Raw genomic sequence first — 16,500 nt, 5'->3', positions numbered from 1 at the left:
GTGCTCACTACCAACCTATAAAGTTTGTAGTGAGCACTTTTAAATGAGAATTATTTAACCAAACTTGCTATTAGCAAACAAAAACAGCTTTCAACATTCCTTCGCCTCGGTCTGGTTGGAGCTCAAATCCTAGTTTTTTACAGAGGCTCTGCATCTTGTAGTTGCTATTGAGAATGTAGCCAACGATCGCCTGTAATTTCTCTTCCTGACCAATTTGGAGCAGTCGCCTCAATAATTCTGTTCCCAAACCGCGCTGCTGATAGCTATCGCTAACGATCAGGGCAAATTCGGCTTCGTTTTTGCCGTGGAGTTTGCTCAGACGCGCTACTGCCAAAATCCGGTGTTCTGAGGTTTCTGGGTCTTGACGATCGGCTACTAAGAGCATTTCCCGATCGTAGTCAATAAAACAAATCCGGGTCAAACGTTCGTGAGCGATGCGGTTCTTTAACTTTACCATGTGAGCGTAGCGCAAATACACGCTCTCTTCCGAAAGTTCTTCGTGGAACAGCACCATCAGCGGCTCATCTTCTGGACGAATCGGACGGATCGTGATGGGACGATCGCCGTTAGTTGCCCATGTTTGAACGTATTGCGTTGGATAGGGGCGAATCGCGGGTGAAATGGGGTTTTCCGTTGTTTGGAGAACAACGCGGGCATCAAGAGCGATCGCACCTTCAGGAGAAACCAACAGCGGATTAATATCAATCTCGGAAATTTGAGGTTGCTCTACAATCAGTTGACTGAAACGAACTAATAACTGTTCGAGTTGTACCAGGTCAATTGCCGATCGACCGCGCACTCCTTGCAAAGCTTTATAGATGCGCGTTTGCTCCATCATCCGCCGCGCTAGGGTGGTATTTAAAGGCGGAAGTGCCAGCGATCGATCTTGAAAGACTTCCACTAATTGTCCGCCGGAACCAAACAGCATCACCGGCCCAAATTGTGGGTCAATACTGCTACCCAAAATTATTTCATAGCCTTCCAAGTGCACCATCGGCTGCACGGTTACGCCGAGAAACGCTGCCGGATCGATCGCCCGTACCCGCTGGGCGATCGCCTCAAAGGCACTAATTACAGCCTTAGCATCGACTAAATTTAGTTGAACGCCTCCCACATCGGTTTTGTGAGTAATCGTCTCAGAATGGAGTTTTAGCACCACTGGATAACCGAGGCGATCGGCAATTGCCACAGCTTCGGCCGCACTCCCTGCAATTTCTGTCGCTACGGTGGGAATGCCGTAAGCTGCCAGCAACTGTTTTGATTCGTACTCGGTTAATAGAGTGCGATTGTTTTGGCGGGCGGCAGTCAAAATCTTCGCAGCAGTCGCACACCCGGAAGTCTCGATTTCGCAATCAGCGGGGAGAGATGGCGTTTCGTAGATAGCGCGCAGGTTGTATGTGTACCGCCACATATAGTTGAATAACCTGACGGCGGTATCGGGATAGGGGAAAGTCGGAATATTTGCCTGATTGAGAATTTGCGTTCCCGCTGACACTTCCACACCGCCCATCCAGCTTGCTAATAAGGGCTTTCCGAGTTTGCTGTAAGACTTGAGTTTTTCTGCAGTTTGGGTGGGATTTGTCATCGCTTGTGGCGTCAGGATGACCAGCAATCCGTCACTATTGGGATCGGGAGCAACAACTTCTAGAGTTTTGGCGTAAAGATCGCTACTAGCATCGCCCAAAATATCGATCGGGTTGTGATGACTCCACTGAGGGGGCAAAAACTCATCAAGCTGCTGCAGCGTCTCCGGTGACAGATTTGCCAGCGCACCGCCGTCGCTAATTAAGGCATCAGTGGCGATCGCCCCTGGGCCTCCTGCATTGGTGACGATCGATAGGCGGTTGCCCTGCGGTCGCGGTTGCTTGGCCAGAATTTCTGCCATGTCGAACAAATCGGAAATCGTATGTACCCGCAACGCGCCACAGCGGCGGAAAGCAGCATTAAGCACGTCATCGCTACCGGTCAAAGCTCCCGTATGGGAAGCGGCGGCTTGGGCGGCGGCGGCGGTACGTCCTACCTTGAGAATGATGATCGGTTTGTCGATCGCCACTGGGCGGGCGGCGGACAGGAACGAACGAGCATCACCCATAGATTCCATGTACAAAACGATACTGTGAGTATGGGGATCGTCCCCGAAATACTCGATCAGATCGCCCCAACCGACATCGAGCATAGAGCCGATCGACACAAAAGCGCTAAAACCTACATTTTCTCCCAAACTCCAGTCGAGAATCGAAGTACAGAGGGCGCCGCTTTGACTGATGAAGGCGACATTACCCGGACGGGCGATCGTACCTGCAAAAGTAGCATTGAGCCCAAGCACAGGATTCATCACGCCGAGGCAATTGGGGCCGATAATCCGCATTCCGCCCAGACGCGCTTGGGCGAGAACTTGCTGTTCTAAAGCCTCCCCAGCAGCGCCAATCTCTTTAAAGCCCGCAGAAACAATAATTGCTCCTTTCACCCCAGCAGCGATACATTCGCGGATCACTTGCGGCACCCCAGCAGCAGGCGTAGCAATCACCGCCAGATCCACTCTTTCCGGGACGCTAGCAATGTCAGGATAAGACTTGAGCCCCAAGACGCTGTGGCGCTGGGGATTCACCGGAAAAACTGTTCCGCCAAACGGATTCCGAATTAAGTTCCACAGGAGAGTTCGTCCGACGCTTCCTTCTCTCTCTGTTGCGCCGATTACAGCCACGGAGCGAGGCCGAAAAATCCGATCGAGCGGATGACGCTGTTCTTTCCAAATATCGTGAGCCGGCTCGCTCGCAGTGCTTTGATTTCTTGAATTTATCTGCATAGTACCCTACTTCAATTAATCAGCAATTAATATGGCTCTGATTTCGATAACTACCGCATCCAATCCGAACTCTTTTTCGGCTCTTTTTCTGCTTTTTATTCATCTTTTTCGGCTGTTCGCGGTTCCCGACCAAAAAATCTCATTGTAAAAATCTCATTGCGCGTTTCCGACCCCCCGCCCTTAAACAACATTTCGGTTGTCAAACTGTTAGTTCGGGAACCCCTTTGGTCAGAGCTTACTCCACAATTCACGAGGATGTTCTGCCTACTATCTATCTTAATTCTTCCCACGAAATTAGCAAGTCAAGTTTTGTAACAAAGAGCGAACAGGGTATTTAAAATATTGAAATTAAATATATAGTAGATGTAGTGGTCGAAGCAGAAAAGATCGATCGCTAACAAAAAATTGAGGTGAAAGCAAGCTATGTTAGTACAATGGCACGGCTTTACTGAAGGCAACTGGACAAAGGAAGTCAACGTCAGAGACTTCATTCAAAAAAACTACACCCCCTATGAAGGGAATGCAGAATTTCTCACAGCACCAACAGAAAAAACCCAGCAGCTTTGGCACAAAGTTCTGGAATTAATGAAGCAAGAACGCGAAAAAGGTGTATTGGATGTTGATACAAAAGTTCCCACATCGATCGCGGCTCATGCAGCAGGATACATCGATCGCGACTTAGAACAAATAGTAGGTTTGCAAACAGATCGACCTTTGAAACGCGCGATTATGCCCTTTGGCGGGATTCGCGTTGTCAAGGCAGGTTTAGAAGCTTACGGCTATCAGCTCGATCTACAAACAGAAGAAATATTTACGAAATATCGCAAAACTCATAACGATGGTGTATTCGATGTTTACACGCGCTCGATGCGTCTGGCGAGACGTTCGGGTATCATCACAGGTTTGCCGGATGCCTACGGACGCGGGCGCATCATCGGTGACTATCGGCGCGTGGCTTTGTACGGTGTCGATCGCCTGATTGATGATAAAAAAACACAGCAAGAATCACTCGAACAAGAGGCGATGGACGAGGCAACAATTCGTTTGCGCGAAGAGTTATCCGAGCAAATTCGGGCATTGTTTGAGTTAAAAGAAATGGCTGCTAGCTACGGCTTTGATATTGGCCGTCCGGCGGCCAATGCACGAGAAGCTGTCCAGTGGGTGTATTTTGGCTACTTGGGAGCAGTGAAAGAACAAAATGGGGCAGCGATGTCTCTGGGCCGCGTATCGACGTTTTTAGACATTTATTTCGATCGCGATTTGCAAAGTGGCGCGAGTTCAGAACAAGAATTGCAAGAACTGATCGACCATTTTGTCATGAAACTCCGCATGGTGCGGTTTTTGCGAACTCCCGATTATAACGATCTGTTTTCTGGCGATCCAACTTGGGTAACAGAGGCGATCGGCGGTATCAGCGATGACGGTAGAACATTGGTAACTCGTAACAGTTTCCGATTCTTGCACACTCTCTCAAACCTCGGTACTGCACCAGAACCAAACCTCACCGTGTTGTGGTCGGAAAAATTGCCGGAAAACTTCAAACAATTCTGTGCGAAGGTATCCAGCGATACGAGTTCGATTCAGTACGAAAACGACGATTTGATGCGTCCTCAATACGGCGATGATTATGCGATCGCCTGTTGTGTTTCTGCGATGCGAATTGGCAAGCAAATGCAGTTTTTCGGCGCGCGAGTTAACTTGGCCAAGACTTTGCTCTATGCGATTAACGGCGGTAAAGATGAGAAGTCCGGCGACCAAATCGCGCCGCAGTTCCCACCGATTACTACCGAATATCTCGATTATGACGAGGTAAGAGCGCGGTTCAAGGACATGATGGCGTGGTTGGCAAAAACGTATATCAATACGCTGAATGTCATTCACTATATGCACGACAAATACTGCTACGAACGGCTGGAAATGGCATTGCACGATCGCGATGTTTACCGGACAATGGCCTGCGGAATTGCCGGATTGTCCGTGGTGGCGGACTCCCTGTCGGCGATTAAACACGCTAAAGTTAAAGTGCTTCGCAACGAGCAAGGTTTGGCCGTGGATTACTCGATCGAAGGAGAATATCCAAAATACGGCAATAATGACGATCGCGTAGACAGTCTAGCCATCGAACTTGTGCAAAGCTTCATGAACGAAATTCGCCAGCACAAAACCTACCGCGGCGCTGTAGCGACTCAATCGGTACTCACAATTACCTCTAACGTAGTGTACGGCAAAAAAACTGGTAGCACTCCCGACGGACGTAAAGCAGGCGAACCCTTTGCTCCCGGTGCTAATCCGATGCACGGCCGAGATTCCTGTGGGGCGATCGCATCCTTATCTTCTGTAGCAAAACTGCCTTACAGCGATTGTCAAGATGGCATATCGAATACTTTTTCGATTCTACCGCAGGCCTTGGGCAGAATGGAGAGCGATCGGACTAACAACCTAGTTAGTCTTATAGACGGCTACTTCCACGATGGCGGCCATCACATCAATGTTAACGCGCTCGATCGGCAAACATTACTAGATGCGATGGAACATCCAGAAAACTATCCCCAGCTAACAATTCGCGTCTCAGGTTATGCGGTTAATTTCATCAAACTTACCCGCGAACAGCAATTAGATGTGATTAAACGGACTTTCCACGAACGGGTATAGCTTCGACTTCGCTCAGCTACCAACCTAAACGCTGTCTGAGCAAAGCCCAAACTCAAACTTCGATTTCGCTCCGTTAACGATTTAACCGCTGGCTGAGCGGAATCGAAGCCCAAATTAAAACTTTAACTTGACGGCTGACTGAGCGGAGTTGAAGCCAAGCAAAATTCAAAACCAAATCAATGTCTGGAATTGGCCGCATTCATTCAATCGAAACATTTGGTACCGTAGACGGCCCCGGAATCCGGTTTATCGTCTTCACCCAAGGCTGTCCGTTACGCTGTCTTTACTGTCACAATCCCGACTGTCGCACTTCCCACGATGGTAAAGAAGTAACCGTTGATTATTTAATCGATCAAATTACAAAATGTAAATCATACCTGCGGAAAGGAGGCGTTACAGTCAGCGGCGGCGAACCGTTGATGCAGCCAGATTTTGTCAGAGAAATCTTTAGCCGCTGTCATCAAATGGGGTTGCATACAGCCCTAGACACGTCAGGATTCTGTGTTTTAGAAGTTGCTAAACCGGTTCTGGAAATGACCGATCTGGTTTTATTGGACATCAAGTCCTACATTCCAGAACTGTATTACAAAGTCACCAATGTGTCGATCGAACCTACTTTAGCAATGGCAAAATATCTCAGCGAAATTGGCAAACAGACGTGGATTCGATTCGTTCTAGTTCCTTACCTCACAGATGACATCAAAAACGTAGAAAAACTAGCGGATTTTATTGCCAATCTGACCAATGTGGAAAAAGTAGAAGTATTACCATTTCATAAAATGGGAGAATACAAATGGGAACAATTAAAACTGGATTACGAACTAAAAGATACACCTCCAGCTTCACCGGAACTCGTGCAACAAACAGTTGATATTTTTCGCAGTTGCGGGGTCAATGCGATCGGAGCTAGCGGTATGTGGTGATTAAGAGACCGCGTTCACAACTCACCAACAATCTTGAAATTATCTGCGTCGATCTGCGGGTTCCCTACCAATCAAAGATTGAGGCAATAATCTCCCCGAAAGAAACATCAGGAAAAATAACATGAAAGTTACCAATTTAGAAGAATTAGAAGTCCTAATTCAAAAAGTAAAAGCAGCCCAAGCAGAATTTGCCACCTACACTCAAGAACAAGTCGATCGCATATTCAAGCAAGCAGCTTTAGCCGCTAATGCCGCCCGCATTCCCTTAGCCAAAGCAGCAGTCAAAGAATCGGGAATGGGAGTCATCGAAGATAAGGCAATCAAAAATCATTTTGCCTCGGAAATGATTTACAACAAATACAAAAACGACAAGACTTGCGGTATCATCGAGTCCGATCGGCATTTTGGCTACGAACGCATTGCCGAACCCGTGGGACTGCTGGCGGGAATCGTTCCTGTAACTAACCCGACTTCCACCACCATCTTTAAGTCTTTAATCACGCTCAAGACGAGAAATGGCATTATATTTTCGCCCCATCCCCGCGCCAAATCCTGCACGGCTGCGGCGGCAAAAATCCTCCTCGATGCTGCTGTAGCTGCCGGAGCACCACCGGATATTATTGGGTGGATTGATGAGCCAACTGTGCCACTTTCCCAAGCTTTGATGCAGCACCCCGATATCAAACTAATTTTGGCAACTGGCGGGCCGGGAATGGTAAAAGCTGCCTACTCTTCAGGACATCCCTCCCTCGGTGTCGGCGCCGGAAATACTCCCGCCATCATTGATGAAACCGCCCACATCCAAATGGCTGTCAGCTCAATTTTGCTCAGCAAAACTTTTGACAACGGCACGATTTGTGCTTCGGAACAATCGGTGGTTGTTGTGGATGAGGTGTACGATGCAGTGCAACTGGAATTTATCAAGCGCGGTGCTTATTTCCTCAATGCACAAGAACGGGAAAAAGTGCGGCAGGTAATCTTAATTGATGGGCGATTGAATGCCGAGATTGTCGGACAATCGGTGCAAAAAGTGGCGGAGATTGCGGGTTTTGTAGTGCCGGCAAATATCAGGGTTTTGATTGGAGAAGTGGATGCGATAGGTAAAGAAGAACCCTTTGCTTGTGAAAAACTTTCGCCGATTCTTGCCATGTATCGCGCCAAGGATTTTACTGAAGCAGTAGACAAAGCTGAAGCGCTGATAATTTTTGGCGGACACGGACATACTTCTGTACTCTACACCGCCCCCCACAATCAGAAGCACATTCGTTATTTTGAAAGCAAACTAGAGACTTCGCGGGTGCTGATTAATACGCCTTCTTCTCAAGGTGCGATCGGCGATTTGTACAATTTCCGCCTCGATCCCTCCCTTACCCTCGGTTGCGGTAGCTGGGGCGATAATTCTATTTCTGTCAACGTGACACCCCATCACTTGCTCAATATCAAAACCGTAGCAGAAAGGCGCGAGAATATGCTCTGGTTCCGCATTCCTCCCAAGATTTATTTTAAGTCGGGTTGTCTTCCTGTAGCTTTGAGGGATCTTGCAGGTAAGAAACGTGCTTTGATTGTGACGGATAAACCATTGTTTGAATTGGGATTGATTAAGGAAGTCACAGATAGTTTGGAAGAAATCGGCCTCGATCATTACACATTTTACGATGTGGAACCCGATCCTTCGCTGGCTACTGTTCGCAAAGGTTTAGAAATCTGCAATAGTTTCCATCCAGATGTGATTATTGCCTTTGGTGGTGGCTCGCCGATGGATGCTGCTAAAGTAATGTGGCTGATGTACGAGCATCCAGAAATTGAGTTTGAAGGATTGGCGATGCGGTTTATGGATATTCGCAAGCGGGTATACGAACTGCCGCCTTTGGGTTCAAAAGCAATTATGGTGGCAATTCCAACTACTTCGGGAACGGGTTCGGAAGTCACGCCTTTTGCGGTTGTTACGGATGAACGATCGGGGATTAAGTATCCGCTTGCAGATTATGCTCTGACTCCGAGTATGGCGATCGTCGATCCAGAACTTACGCTGAATATGCCACGGAAACTGACTGCTTACGGTGGCATTGATGCGCTAACCCACGCTTTAGAAGCTTATGTTTCGGTGTTGGCTTCTGAGTATACAAATGGTTTGGCTTTAGAAGCGATTCGTTTGCTGTTTAAATACCTGCCCAGCGCTTACAAAAATGGTGCTAACGATCCGAAAGCGCGGGAGAAAGTACATTATGCTGCTACGATCGCCGGGATGGCATTTGCCAACGCTTTTCTGGGGGTTTGTCACTCAATTGCTCACCAATTAGGTGCAACTTGCCACGTCCCTCACGGTTTAGCGAATGCGCTGATGATTTCCCATGTAATTCGCTACAATGCAACGGATGTTCCGTTCAAACAAGCGATTTTTTCTCAAAACAAGTATCCTAACAGCAAGTGGCGTTATGCTCGAATTGCGGACTATCTGAATTTGGGCGGCGATACAGAAGAGGAGAAAGTGGAGAAGTTGATCGCAGCGGTAGAAAATCTGAAGCGTCAGGTAGATATTCCTAGCACGATTCAGGAGGCGATCGCCAGTCAGGGAATGAGCGATGATTTCTTTTTTGCTCGCGTTGAGGAAATGGCCGATCGCGCTTTTGACGATCAGTGTACCGGAGCGAACCCCCGTTATCCGCTGATTGAAGATTTAAAGCAACTTCTGCTGCAAGCGTACTCTCACAGCGACACTTCTGAGGTCGATCGAGTGTTAACTTTCGTTTAATCGGTGCGGTGCCATAGATTTCTCCTCAAAAGCCTGTCAATGGGGGACAGGATGCCTAACCCCTAATTCCCACAAGAGTTTCTGGAGAAGTCTAACGCAAGGCCCGGCGGTGAAAATAAACCCCGAAGCGGATCAAAATACCAAGTAGGGGTTGAAAAATTGTGAAATTGTGTTATGATATTAGAGGTAACTATTTTACGAATTTTGTAGTTTCAGTGGCTGTTCGCGCGATGACCTCTTCACCAACCATAGCACCCGTTCGATCGAGTCAAGTTACCCGCAAACCTTATCCCAACTATCGGGTAATAGTCCTCAACGACGATTTCAACACATTTCAGCACGTTGTGGAATGTTTGACCAAATACATTCCAGGGATGACGAGCGATCAAGCTTGGAAACTCGCCAACCAAATCCACCACGAAGGCCAGGCCACCGTCTGGGTTGGCCCGCAAGAGCAAGCAGAACTTTATCATATGCAATTGAGCCGTGCTGGACTGACAATGGCTCCGCTAGAGTCTACTTGAAAAGTGTCTAGAGGGCCGAAAGTTCGATCGTTTTTCGGTAATTAATGTGAAATTGATAGGATGTCCGCTGAGGCGACGGAGATTGGGATTTAAGAGGCGATCGTAATTTTGCAAATCATTCCCGCCTCTGTATGTCCGGCTACCGTACACCGCAGGTTGTAACTTCCCGATTTCATGGGTACAAACACCCATTCTGCCATAGCGCCCGGTTTAAGTTCCAATTCGTGAATCGCTCCTTTAATTTCCACCTTACCCGCTTCAACTTTTTGAGTCCAACTCGCATCAGCAAAGTTTTTAGCAGTAAAATAATGTTTCTGGGAACTGGGATTTTTCAGCACTAATTTATAGCGCTTGCCCGATTCAAATTCTAGCAGATTGGGGAAAAATTTGAGTTCGCCAGCTTCGTTACCCAAACTAACAGTAATTTCGGTGACAGGTTGCCGAGACAAATCACCGGCAGCACTAGCAATTGCCGCCGGCATCAAGATTGTACTCAAACATAAAATTACTCCCAAAATCACCTTGAAAGTTTTTTGTAACCGCTGGTTGCGGTAGAATTGGCCTAATTGCCAACCGAGTAAATTGATCGTGGCTGTTCAGACTAATGTTAACTATAGCAATCCTAAATCATTTGCATAATTATTGTAGGGGCAATCCGCCCGTGGTTGCCCGATAGATAGGGGGTAGGCACTCTTGGCACTACCCCTACAAATTTATCTGAATCATTTAGGATTGCTATATTAAGCTGTCGCGCATTTAAATTGTATATTGAGGGCGGGCGGGACGCCCACCCCACAAGACTTTAATTTTTTTTGACATACAATTTAAAGGCCCAACAGCTTAACTGACTGCTGACTGCTGACTTAATTCGATCGCCAAACTTCATCCCAAGGCCCGCCCCCAACTTCCAACCCCGATAAAGAGCTTTGAGCCTCTAAGATAATTCTAGAACGCTGCTTGCCATTGTTTTCCACATTTCCCCCCAACAACTCTCGCAGTTGCAAGCGCAATTCGCCGTGCGTCGTATCCCGGCAGCAAAAAGCCATGCCTTTTTCTGTCGGAGTTCGCACATAAGTACCAGGACTGTTTGTAGTGCCAATTAACTCAACTTCAAATTGGCTGTTTCTAGCCTGCATTTTCCAGCTTCCCCAAGGTTGAATAGTCCAACTAACTTGCGAATTCCAAGGCACAAATTCGTAAAATTTGCCTCGGTAATGCAGACAAATCATTGCTACCGATTCCATCCACCACAGCACGCCCCGCTTGCCGCCACCAGCAGTTAAAGCTAAATCCTTTTCGCCTTGAAAACAATTGCAATTAATCCAAAACCACTTTTGCGGAAAAGCACCGCCCCAGTTTTTTTCGCTGTAAGCGGGAGCATCTTTAAATTCGTAGCGTTGGCCGTTCCAATCAATCCAGCCAGTGGCTAAACCGTGAGCCATTAAAATTTGCCATCCCGGCTCAAATACGGGGAGAAAAGATAGCATTCCCGCCGTAGATTTCTGGATTTCCTCAGAGTTGCCCCAGCCATAAATAGGTTGAATTTCGTACTGCCAAAAACAGCGGCTGCCACTTCCCGGATCGTGCAGATAACCTTGATTTAAAGTAGCAGTAGCTTGATAGCCTTCTTCGACGCGGCTGTCGAATACTTGCGGCTCTAAATATTGGGGTTTAATTTGTAAATCTGTTTTGCCCCAATGTCCGAAACCTAAGCTTTCTCGGTGCGCCCAAAACTTATTTACATCGGGGAAAGTGCGGCACAAATAGCTATCTTCCGGGCCGAGAATTTGAGCTGCACCGCCACTGTAAGGTTGACCGCCTCTGGGGTCTTCGATGGAATACATGAATGCAAAGGATTGTCCGTGAATCGGTAATGTTATTCGGTAGTACCAGCCTTCAAAAAAGCGCCGGGAACTGCCGTCCCAGTGGTATCCGCTGTGGGGAGTTTCAATAGTTTTTAGTTTGGAAAGTGAATTTGACATAAAATTACCAATAGCAGAAAGAAGAGTCAGTAGTCAGTAGTCAGTAGTCATTAGTTAACCGTTAACAGTCAACAGTCAACGGTTAACAATGCCCAATGCCCAATGCCCAATGCCCAATGCCCAATTCCCAATTCCCAATTCCTAATGACTAATCCCATTACCAATATGATAGGTTATTAATTATGTCTTTAGCACTTTGGCGATCGCCCTTAGCTCGCGCGCTCCACCGGAACCGCAGTCTCGCTTTTGCCCGCTACTTGCAACTAGCAACTGTTCGCGCCACCGGGCGTCCTGCCAACCGCACTGTGGTGTTTCGAGGCTTTTTAGCAGATACTAATCAGTTGAAATTTATTACAGATCTTCGCAGCCAAAAAGCCGAGGAAATTAACCTCTATCCTTGGGGGGAAATTTGCTGGTATTTCCCTAAGACTCGCGAACAATTTCGGATTGCTGGAAAGCTAGTTTTGGTAGGGGCAGATTATCCAGAGGCCCAGTTGTGCTCATCGCGGTGTACAACTTGGCAGGAGCTTTCTGAGGCGGCTAGAGCGCAGTTTGCTTGGCCGCAGCCGGGGGATGACAAAGCCGAGGCTAGTGCTTTTGATTCTGCTTCCCCAAATGCCATCGAGCCGCTGCCTAATTTTTGCTTGCTGTTGTTGGAACCGGAAACGGTGGATTTTTTGGAGTTGCGGGGGGAACCGCAAAATCGGTCGCTTTATCGGCGCGACGGGGAGGGAAATTGGTCTGTGCGATCGGTCAATCCTTGAAGTCAGTTGACTGTTGACTGTTGACTGTTGACTGTTGTGAGTAGGAAAGTTTTAAGTTGAAAAATTCCCAATGAAAAACTCAACACTCAAAACTATTTTTAGATGCCGCTGCCGTCGAAAAATTCTTGAATTGCTTTATCTTTTAACTTGCAGCTAGGGGTTGTAACTAGCTGTGTTTTTTCGGCTAAGGCTACATTGCTGGCTTGGTTTAAAGCTTCTGATACTGAGTGGAAATTGTGGGAATTGGGAACAGAATTTAAGGAGACAGATGCTTGAGGAAGCAAACTTTTTACTTGCTGTTCGAGGGATTCGATACGATCGAGCAAAGAGCGAATTACCACAGCTTCCGAATCCGGCAAACTGCCGTGTTCTAGGGGATTGACGCGCACTCCCGATCGATAGACGATGCGGCCGGGAATCCCTACCACTGTACAGTCAGATGGTACGTCGCGGAGCACTACGGAACCGGCGCCGATGCGGACGTTATTGCCAATTTGCAGATTGCCGAGTACCTTGGCGCCGGCACCTACAACTACGTTTTCGCCGACGGTAGGGTGACGCTTGCCGCTTTGTTTGCCAGTACCGCCAAGGGTGACACCTTGGTAAATTAGGGCAAAATCGCCGATAATCGCTGTTTCGCCGATCACAACCCCCATACCGTGGTCGATGAATACGCTTTTGCCGATGGTTGCCCCTGGGTGGATTTCAATTCCGGTCAAAAAGCGAGCAATGTGGGAAATCAAGCGGGGGATGAAGGGAAGTCCCAACACATAAAGCCAGTGTGCGAGGCGGTGCAGCACTAGGGCCTGAAGACCGGGGTAGCAAAATAAAACTTCCAGCCAGTTGCGAGCGGCAGGGTCGCGATCGAAAATTATACTGAAGTCAGCTCTAAGAGTCTTTAGCACTTTCGGAGTTACCTATTTTGGTTAAACACGCCACTTTCGATTTTACATTTTACTAGACGGGGGAAGTGAGCGGTCGATCGTCCGGGGGGAGAGTGGGGTAGAATTTGACGACTTTTTATTGTGGCTATGCAACAGCGCCGCTGCGTTCTATTCCTGTACTGAGATTGTATAGTTAGACTTGACTCCGGGTTCGACAGTACCTACCCAAAGCTTGTAAGAGCCTGCTTGCCAGTCAGAATCAAGTATGCCAGCATCTTTATTCTGACCTAGATCGTCTCCGCAGCGCACCGCATTACCGGGGCCTTGTACGAGTAAGGTTGTGTCCTTGCCTCCGCTGTTGACTTGGAGTGTGAGTTTTGAAAATTTTTCCTGCAAGACTATGATGTGGTCGGGAGTTGGGGTGGCAAAACCCAAACATTTGTTTTTGTGGCGATCGGCGTTGGCGATGACAGATAGAGAGTACGATCCGCCTGTGGAACCTCTCAAAACTGCTGTTGGGGCTGCAAAACCTCGCGATAAAGTTAAAGTGCCGAAATTGGCTGTTTCTGCTAAAACTGGTAGGGCGACGATCGCGGCGATCGCAGCCAAGAGCGCACCGTTTTTGAAATTGGCTGGCTGATTAAACAACATGGCAATACTCCTCGGTCACAACTTAAAACCCCAACTCAGAATTTACCCATCGCAGCCCCTAGAATCCAACCTGGGGAGGAAGAAGAATTTTTTTTTAATTAGTTCAAAACCTCCTGGGTTCTCTTCCTTATGTCTATCAGGACAATCCCTGTACGATCGCGCTCGCTTGTGCCACTCGGATTTCTGCCACAGGCGAGCGACTCATGTCCGAAATTGTACGGTGTCAAGATGATAAATTTGATACTCCTAGCCTTGCTGTTGGCGATCGGTTCCCTATTGACACAGACCTTGGTATTGTTACCTATAGGCCTATCTGGCTGGCTCCACCTCCCTAATTGGCTGAGCCTGACCTTGATTTTTCTGGCTATTTCTTGGTGCTTGGGGGATTAGTTACCAGTCATGAGTTATTAATGATTAGTCAAAAGTTAATCATCAATTATTCCCCTTCCCCCAAGAGTCAAGGCCCGATTGTCCCCGGTTTGATGATGTATACTTCACAATTGACAATCAGAAATCTAAAATCTAGGATTTGACATCTACCTATAGAATGATGCAACGACAAGTTTATTCGATCTCAGCATTTCACTCTTCAGACAAAACCCTGGCAGAAACTCCTAAGAAACAGGAGCGTCCGATACACCGGGCGATAGTGTTAATGCTGGTGGCAACAGGTTTGCTGGGCCTGCACGCTAGTCGGCTGGTGGAATTACAACTGATACAAGGGAAGCAAAACCGGGAACGAGCCGAAAACAATCGCGTTCGCCTAGTGCCAATGGCGGCGAATCGCGGACACATTATCGATCGCAAAGGCAAGTTGCTAGCGGCAAACAATTTAGCTCGATCGATATATTTGTGGCCGAGAGAACAAACGCCGGAAGAGTGGAAAGCGACAGCAGAAAAGTTGAGTCCGTTGGTTAAAATCCCGGTACAAGAAATTTTAAAAAAAGTAAAAGAGGTCGATCCTCAATCCTACAGACCGGTGCGGCTCAAGCAAGCAATGCCGCCAGAGGTGTTTGTGCCGCTAGCAGAACAGGTGGGACAAATGCGGGGAGTGGAAGTGCGCCCAGAAGCGAACCGCTACTATCCCGAAGGCAGTTTGGCGGCTCACGTTATCGGATATATTGGCGAGGCTACCGCAGCAGACTTGGAAGCTCATCCGGAATACCCGATGGGGATGATTGTCGGTCAGATGGGCATAGAAGCCAGTTCTAACAAGAAGATTGCGGGAGTTTGGGGCGATCGGCTGATCGAGGTAAATGCCCAAAATCAAGAATTACGGCTGATGGGAGAGACACCGCCCAAACCCGGTGAGGTGGTGCAGCTAACCATAGACTTGGAAATGCAAAAAGCAGCCGAAAAGGCCCTGGGGAACCGCCGGGGAGCAGTAGTGGCGCTGGATGTCAAAACCGGGGCGGTATTAGTTATGGCCAGCCACCCGACTTTTGACCCCAATCTGTTTACGCGAAAAATCACTAAGGATGAGTGGGAAACTCTTCAAGATCCGCAAAATCCATTTTTGAATCGGGCGATGCAAGGCTATCCCCCCGGTAGCACGTTTAAAATTGTGACTTCCGTCGCGGGTCTGGAATCGGGCAAATTTTCGCCGGACTCAATTCTCGGTACTTCGTCTTACATTACTGTGGGGGGAATTGATTTTAACGAACACAGCGGCGGTTACGGCGACATCGGCTTTCGGGATGCTTTGGCTTTCAGCAGCAATACGTTTTTTTATCAAGTGGGGATTAGTACCGGGCCCGAGCAAATTTCTAAGTGGGGACACCGCTTGGGAATTGGCAAGGATACGGATTTGAATCTTTTGGGGCTAGGCGGTGGCGCTCACGGTCAAATCCCGACGCCGGAGGAGAAGGAGAAAATTTATAAAGAACCTTGGTATGCGGGTGATACGGTAACGATGTCTATCGGTCAGGGGTTGGTCTTGGTGACTCCTTTGGAGGCGGCGGTGATGGTGAGTTCGATCGCTAACGGCGGCTATCGGGTGAAGCCCCATCTTTTGACTTCTATGACCGGCACAGCGGAGACTCAACGGGTACATACGGGGATGAAACCTTCAACAATTCAGGTGGTGAAGGAAGGACTGATCGCGGTGGTTGCCGAGGGTACGGGACAGGGATTGAATGACGGTTCGATTCCGCTGACGGCGGGCAAAACAGGGACTTCGGAGGTCATCGGACAGGAGGATCACTCTTTGTATGTGGCATTCGGGCCTGCTGACAAGCCGGAAATTGCGATCGCCGCGGTTGTGGAAAATGGCGGTTATGGTTCTGTTGCCGCGGCCCCGATCGCTAAAGAGGTGTTTCAAGCTTATTTTGGGAAACCGAAAAAGGTGAAGGAGCCAGTAGTGATTGCTCCTTAGTTATTGGGGATTGGGCATTGGGAATTGGGCATGGGGAATTGGGAATTGGGCATTGGGCATTGGGCATTGGGAATGGGGCATTGGGCATTGGGCATAGTTTCTTCCTTCTTCCTTCTTCCTTCTTCCTTCTTCCTTCTTCCTTCTTCCTTCTTCCTTCTTCCTGACATCCGTTACATCCGTTACAGAAT

At 48.2% G+C, this 16,500-nt stretch carries 12 protein-coding genes; 6 read left to right on the top strand and 6 right to left on the bottom strand.

Going from position 1 to position 16,500, the window contains the following annotated elements:
* Window positions 1-70: 70 nt before the first annotated feature.
* Complete coding sequence (locus tag QUB14_RS00380; protein ID WP_333213766.1) at window positions 71-2,806, bottom strand: bifunctional acetate--CoA ligase family protein/GNAT family N-acetyltransferase; 2,736 nt, start codon at window positions 2,804-2,806, stop codon at window positions 71-73.
* 423 nt (window positions 2,807-3,229) lie between these two features.
* On the opposite strand from QUB14_RS00380, the gene pflB reads away from it, so the two are divergent.
* From pflB to clpS, 4 genes are all read left to right on the top strand, one after another.
* Window positions 3,230-5,458, top strand: coding sequence for a formate C-acetyltransferase (gene pflB / locus QUB14_RS00375; protein WP_333213768.1), 2,229 nt, complete (start codon window positions 3,230-3,232; stop codon window positions 5,456-5,458).
* A 179-nt stretch (window positions 5,459-5,637) separates the two neighbouring features.
* Window positions 5,638-6,381: a pyruvate formate-lyase-activating protein gene (pflA, locus tag QUB14_RS00370; protein ID WP_333213770.1), complete on the top strand. Its 744-nt coding sequence runs from the start codon at window positions 5,638-5,640 to the stop codon at window positions 6,379-6,381.
* 121 nt (window positions 6,382-6,502) lie between these two features.
* Window positions 6,503-9,133 carry a bifunctional acetaldehyde-CoA/alcohol dehydrogenase gene (gene adhE / locus QUB14_RS00365; RefSeq protein WP_333213772.1) on the top strand — a complete coding sequence of 877 codons (2,631 nt, stop codon included), beginning with the start codon at window positions 6,503-6,505 and terminating at the stop codon, window positions 9,131-9,133.
* A 230-nt stretch (window positions 9,134-9,363) separates the two neighbouring features.
* Entirely contained in the window at window positions 9,364-9,657 is a 294-nt protein-coding gene (gene clpS / locus QUB14_RS00360) for an ATP-dependent Clp protease adapter ClpS (RefSeq protein WP_006633998.1), read from the top strand.
* Window positions 9,658-9,746: 89 nt separating this feature from the next.
* On the opposite strand, the gene QUB14_RS00355 is transcribed toward clpS, so the two are convergent.
* Entirely contained in the window at window positions 9,747-10,154 is a 408-nt protein-coding gene (locus QUB14_RS00355) for a sulfocyanin-like copper-binding protein (protein ID WP_445251799.1), read from the bottom strand.
* A 366-nt stretch (window positions 10,155-10,520) separates the two neighbouring features.
* On the bottom strand, window positions 10,521-11,639 hold the full coding sequence (locus QUB14_RS00350; protein WP_333213774.1) for a tocopherol cyclase family protein: 1,119 nt from the start codon (window positions 11,637-11,639) through the stop codon (window positions 10,521-10,523).
* A 182-nt stretch (window positions 11,640-11,821) separates the two neighbouring features.
* Between QUB14_RS00350 and QUB14_RS00345 the strand changes: the two genes are divergently transcribed.
* Window positions 11,822-12,403, top strand: a complete 582-nt coding sequence (locus tag QUB14_RS00345; protein WP_333213776.1) for an Npun_F5749 family FMN-dependent PPOX-type flavoprotein — start codon at window positions 11,822-11,824, stop codon at window positions 12,401-12,403.
* Between the two features lie 98 nt (window positions 12,404-12,501).
* Here the strand turns inward: QUB14_RS00345 and cysE are convergent, their stop codons facing one another.
* Both cysE and QUB14_RS00335 read right to left on the bottom strand, forming a co-directional pair.
* Window positions 12,502-13,308, bottom strand: coding sequence for a serine O-acetyltransferase (cysE, locus tag QUB14_RS00340; RefSeq protein ID WP_333213778.1), 807 nt, complete (start codon window positions 13,306-13,308; stop codon window positions 12,502-12,504).
* A gap of 147 nt (window positions 13,309-13,455) precedes the next feature.
* Window positions 13,456-13,938, bottom strand: coding sequence for a hypothetical protein (locus QUB14_RS00335; protein ID WP_333213780.1), 483 nt, complete (start codon window positions 13,936-13,938; stop codon window positions 13,456-13,458).
* Window positions 13,939-14,485: 547 nt separating this feature from the next.
* Here QUB14_RS00335 and mrdA point away from each other — a divergent pair.
* Window positions 14,486-16,312, top strand: a complete 1,827-nt coding sequence (gene mrdA, locus QUB14_RS00330) for a penicillin-binding protein 2 (RefSeq protein WP_333213902.1) — start codon at window positions 14,486-14,488, stop codon at window positions 16,310-16,312.
* On the opposite strand, the gene QUB14_RS00325 is transcribed toward mrdA, so the two are convergent.
* Entirely contained in the window at window positions 16,309-16,479 is a 171-nt protein-coding gene (locus QUB14_RS00325) for a hypothetical protein (protein ID WP_333213782.1), read from the bottom strand. The two genes, mrdA and QUB14_RS00325, sit on opposite strands and share 4 nt — an antisense overlap.
* Window positions 16,480-16,500: the final 21 nt, after the last annotated feature.

Origin of the sequence: Microcoleus sp. B3-D2 (assembly GCF_036705345.1) — a bacterium.
In the GTDB taxonomy this organism is placed as follows: domain Bacteria; phylum Cyanobacteriota; class Cyanobacteriia; order Cyanobacteriales; family Microcoleaceae; genus Microcoleus.
The sequence above is the reverse complement of the archived record's forward strand: the minus strand, read 5'-3'. Positions and strand labels throughout refer to the sequence as shown.

Excerpts from the sequence above, each read along its gene's own strand:
- mrdA (WP_333213902.1), top strand. The coding sequence starts at position 14,486 with ATGATGCAACGACAAGTTTATTCGATCTCAGCATTTCACTCTTCAGAC.
- QUB14_RS00350 (WP_333213774.1), bottom strand. The coding sequence starts at position 11,639 with ATGTCAAATTCACTTTCCAAACTAAAAACTATTGAAACTCCCCACAGC.
- pflB (WP_333213768.1), top strand. The coding sequence starts at position 3,230 with ATGTTAGTACAATGGCACGGCTTTACTGAAGGCAACTGGACAAAGGAA.
- QUB14_RS00380 (WP_333213766.1), bottom strand. The coding sequence starts at position 2,806 with ATGCAGATAAATTCAAGAAATCAAAGCACTGCGAGCGAGCCGGCTCAC.
- adhE (WP_333213772.1), top strand. The coding sequence starts at position 6,503 with ATGAAAGTTACCAATTTAGAAGAATTAGAAGTCCTAATTCAAAAAGTA.
- QUB14_RS00335 (WP_333213780.1), bottom strand. The coding sequence starts at position 13,938 with ATGTTGTTTAATCAGCCAGCCAATTTCAAAAACGGTGCGCTCTTGGCT.
- clpS (WP_006633998.1), top strand. The coding sequence starts at position 9,364 with ATGACCTCTTCACCAACCATAGCACCCGTTCGATCGAGTCAAGTTACC.
- QUB14_RS00325 (WP_333213782.1), bottom strand. The coding sequence starts at position 16,479 with ATGTCAGGAAGAAGGAAGAAGGAAGAAGGAAGAAGGAAGAAGGAAGAA.
- pflA (WP_333213770.1), top strand. The coding sequence starts at position 5,638 with ATGTCTGGAATTGGCCGCATTCATTCAATCGAAACATTTGGTACCGTA.
- QUB14_RS00345 (WP_333213776.1), top strand. The coding sequence starts at position 11,822 with ATGTCTTTAGCACTTTGGCGATCGCCCTTAGCTCGCGCGCTCCACCGG.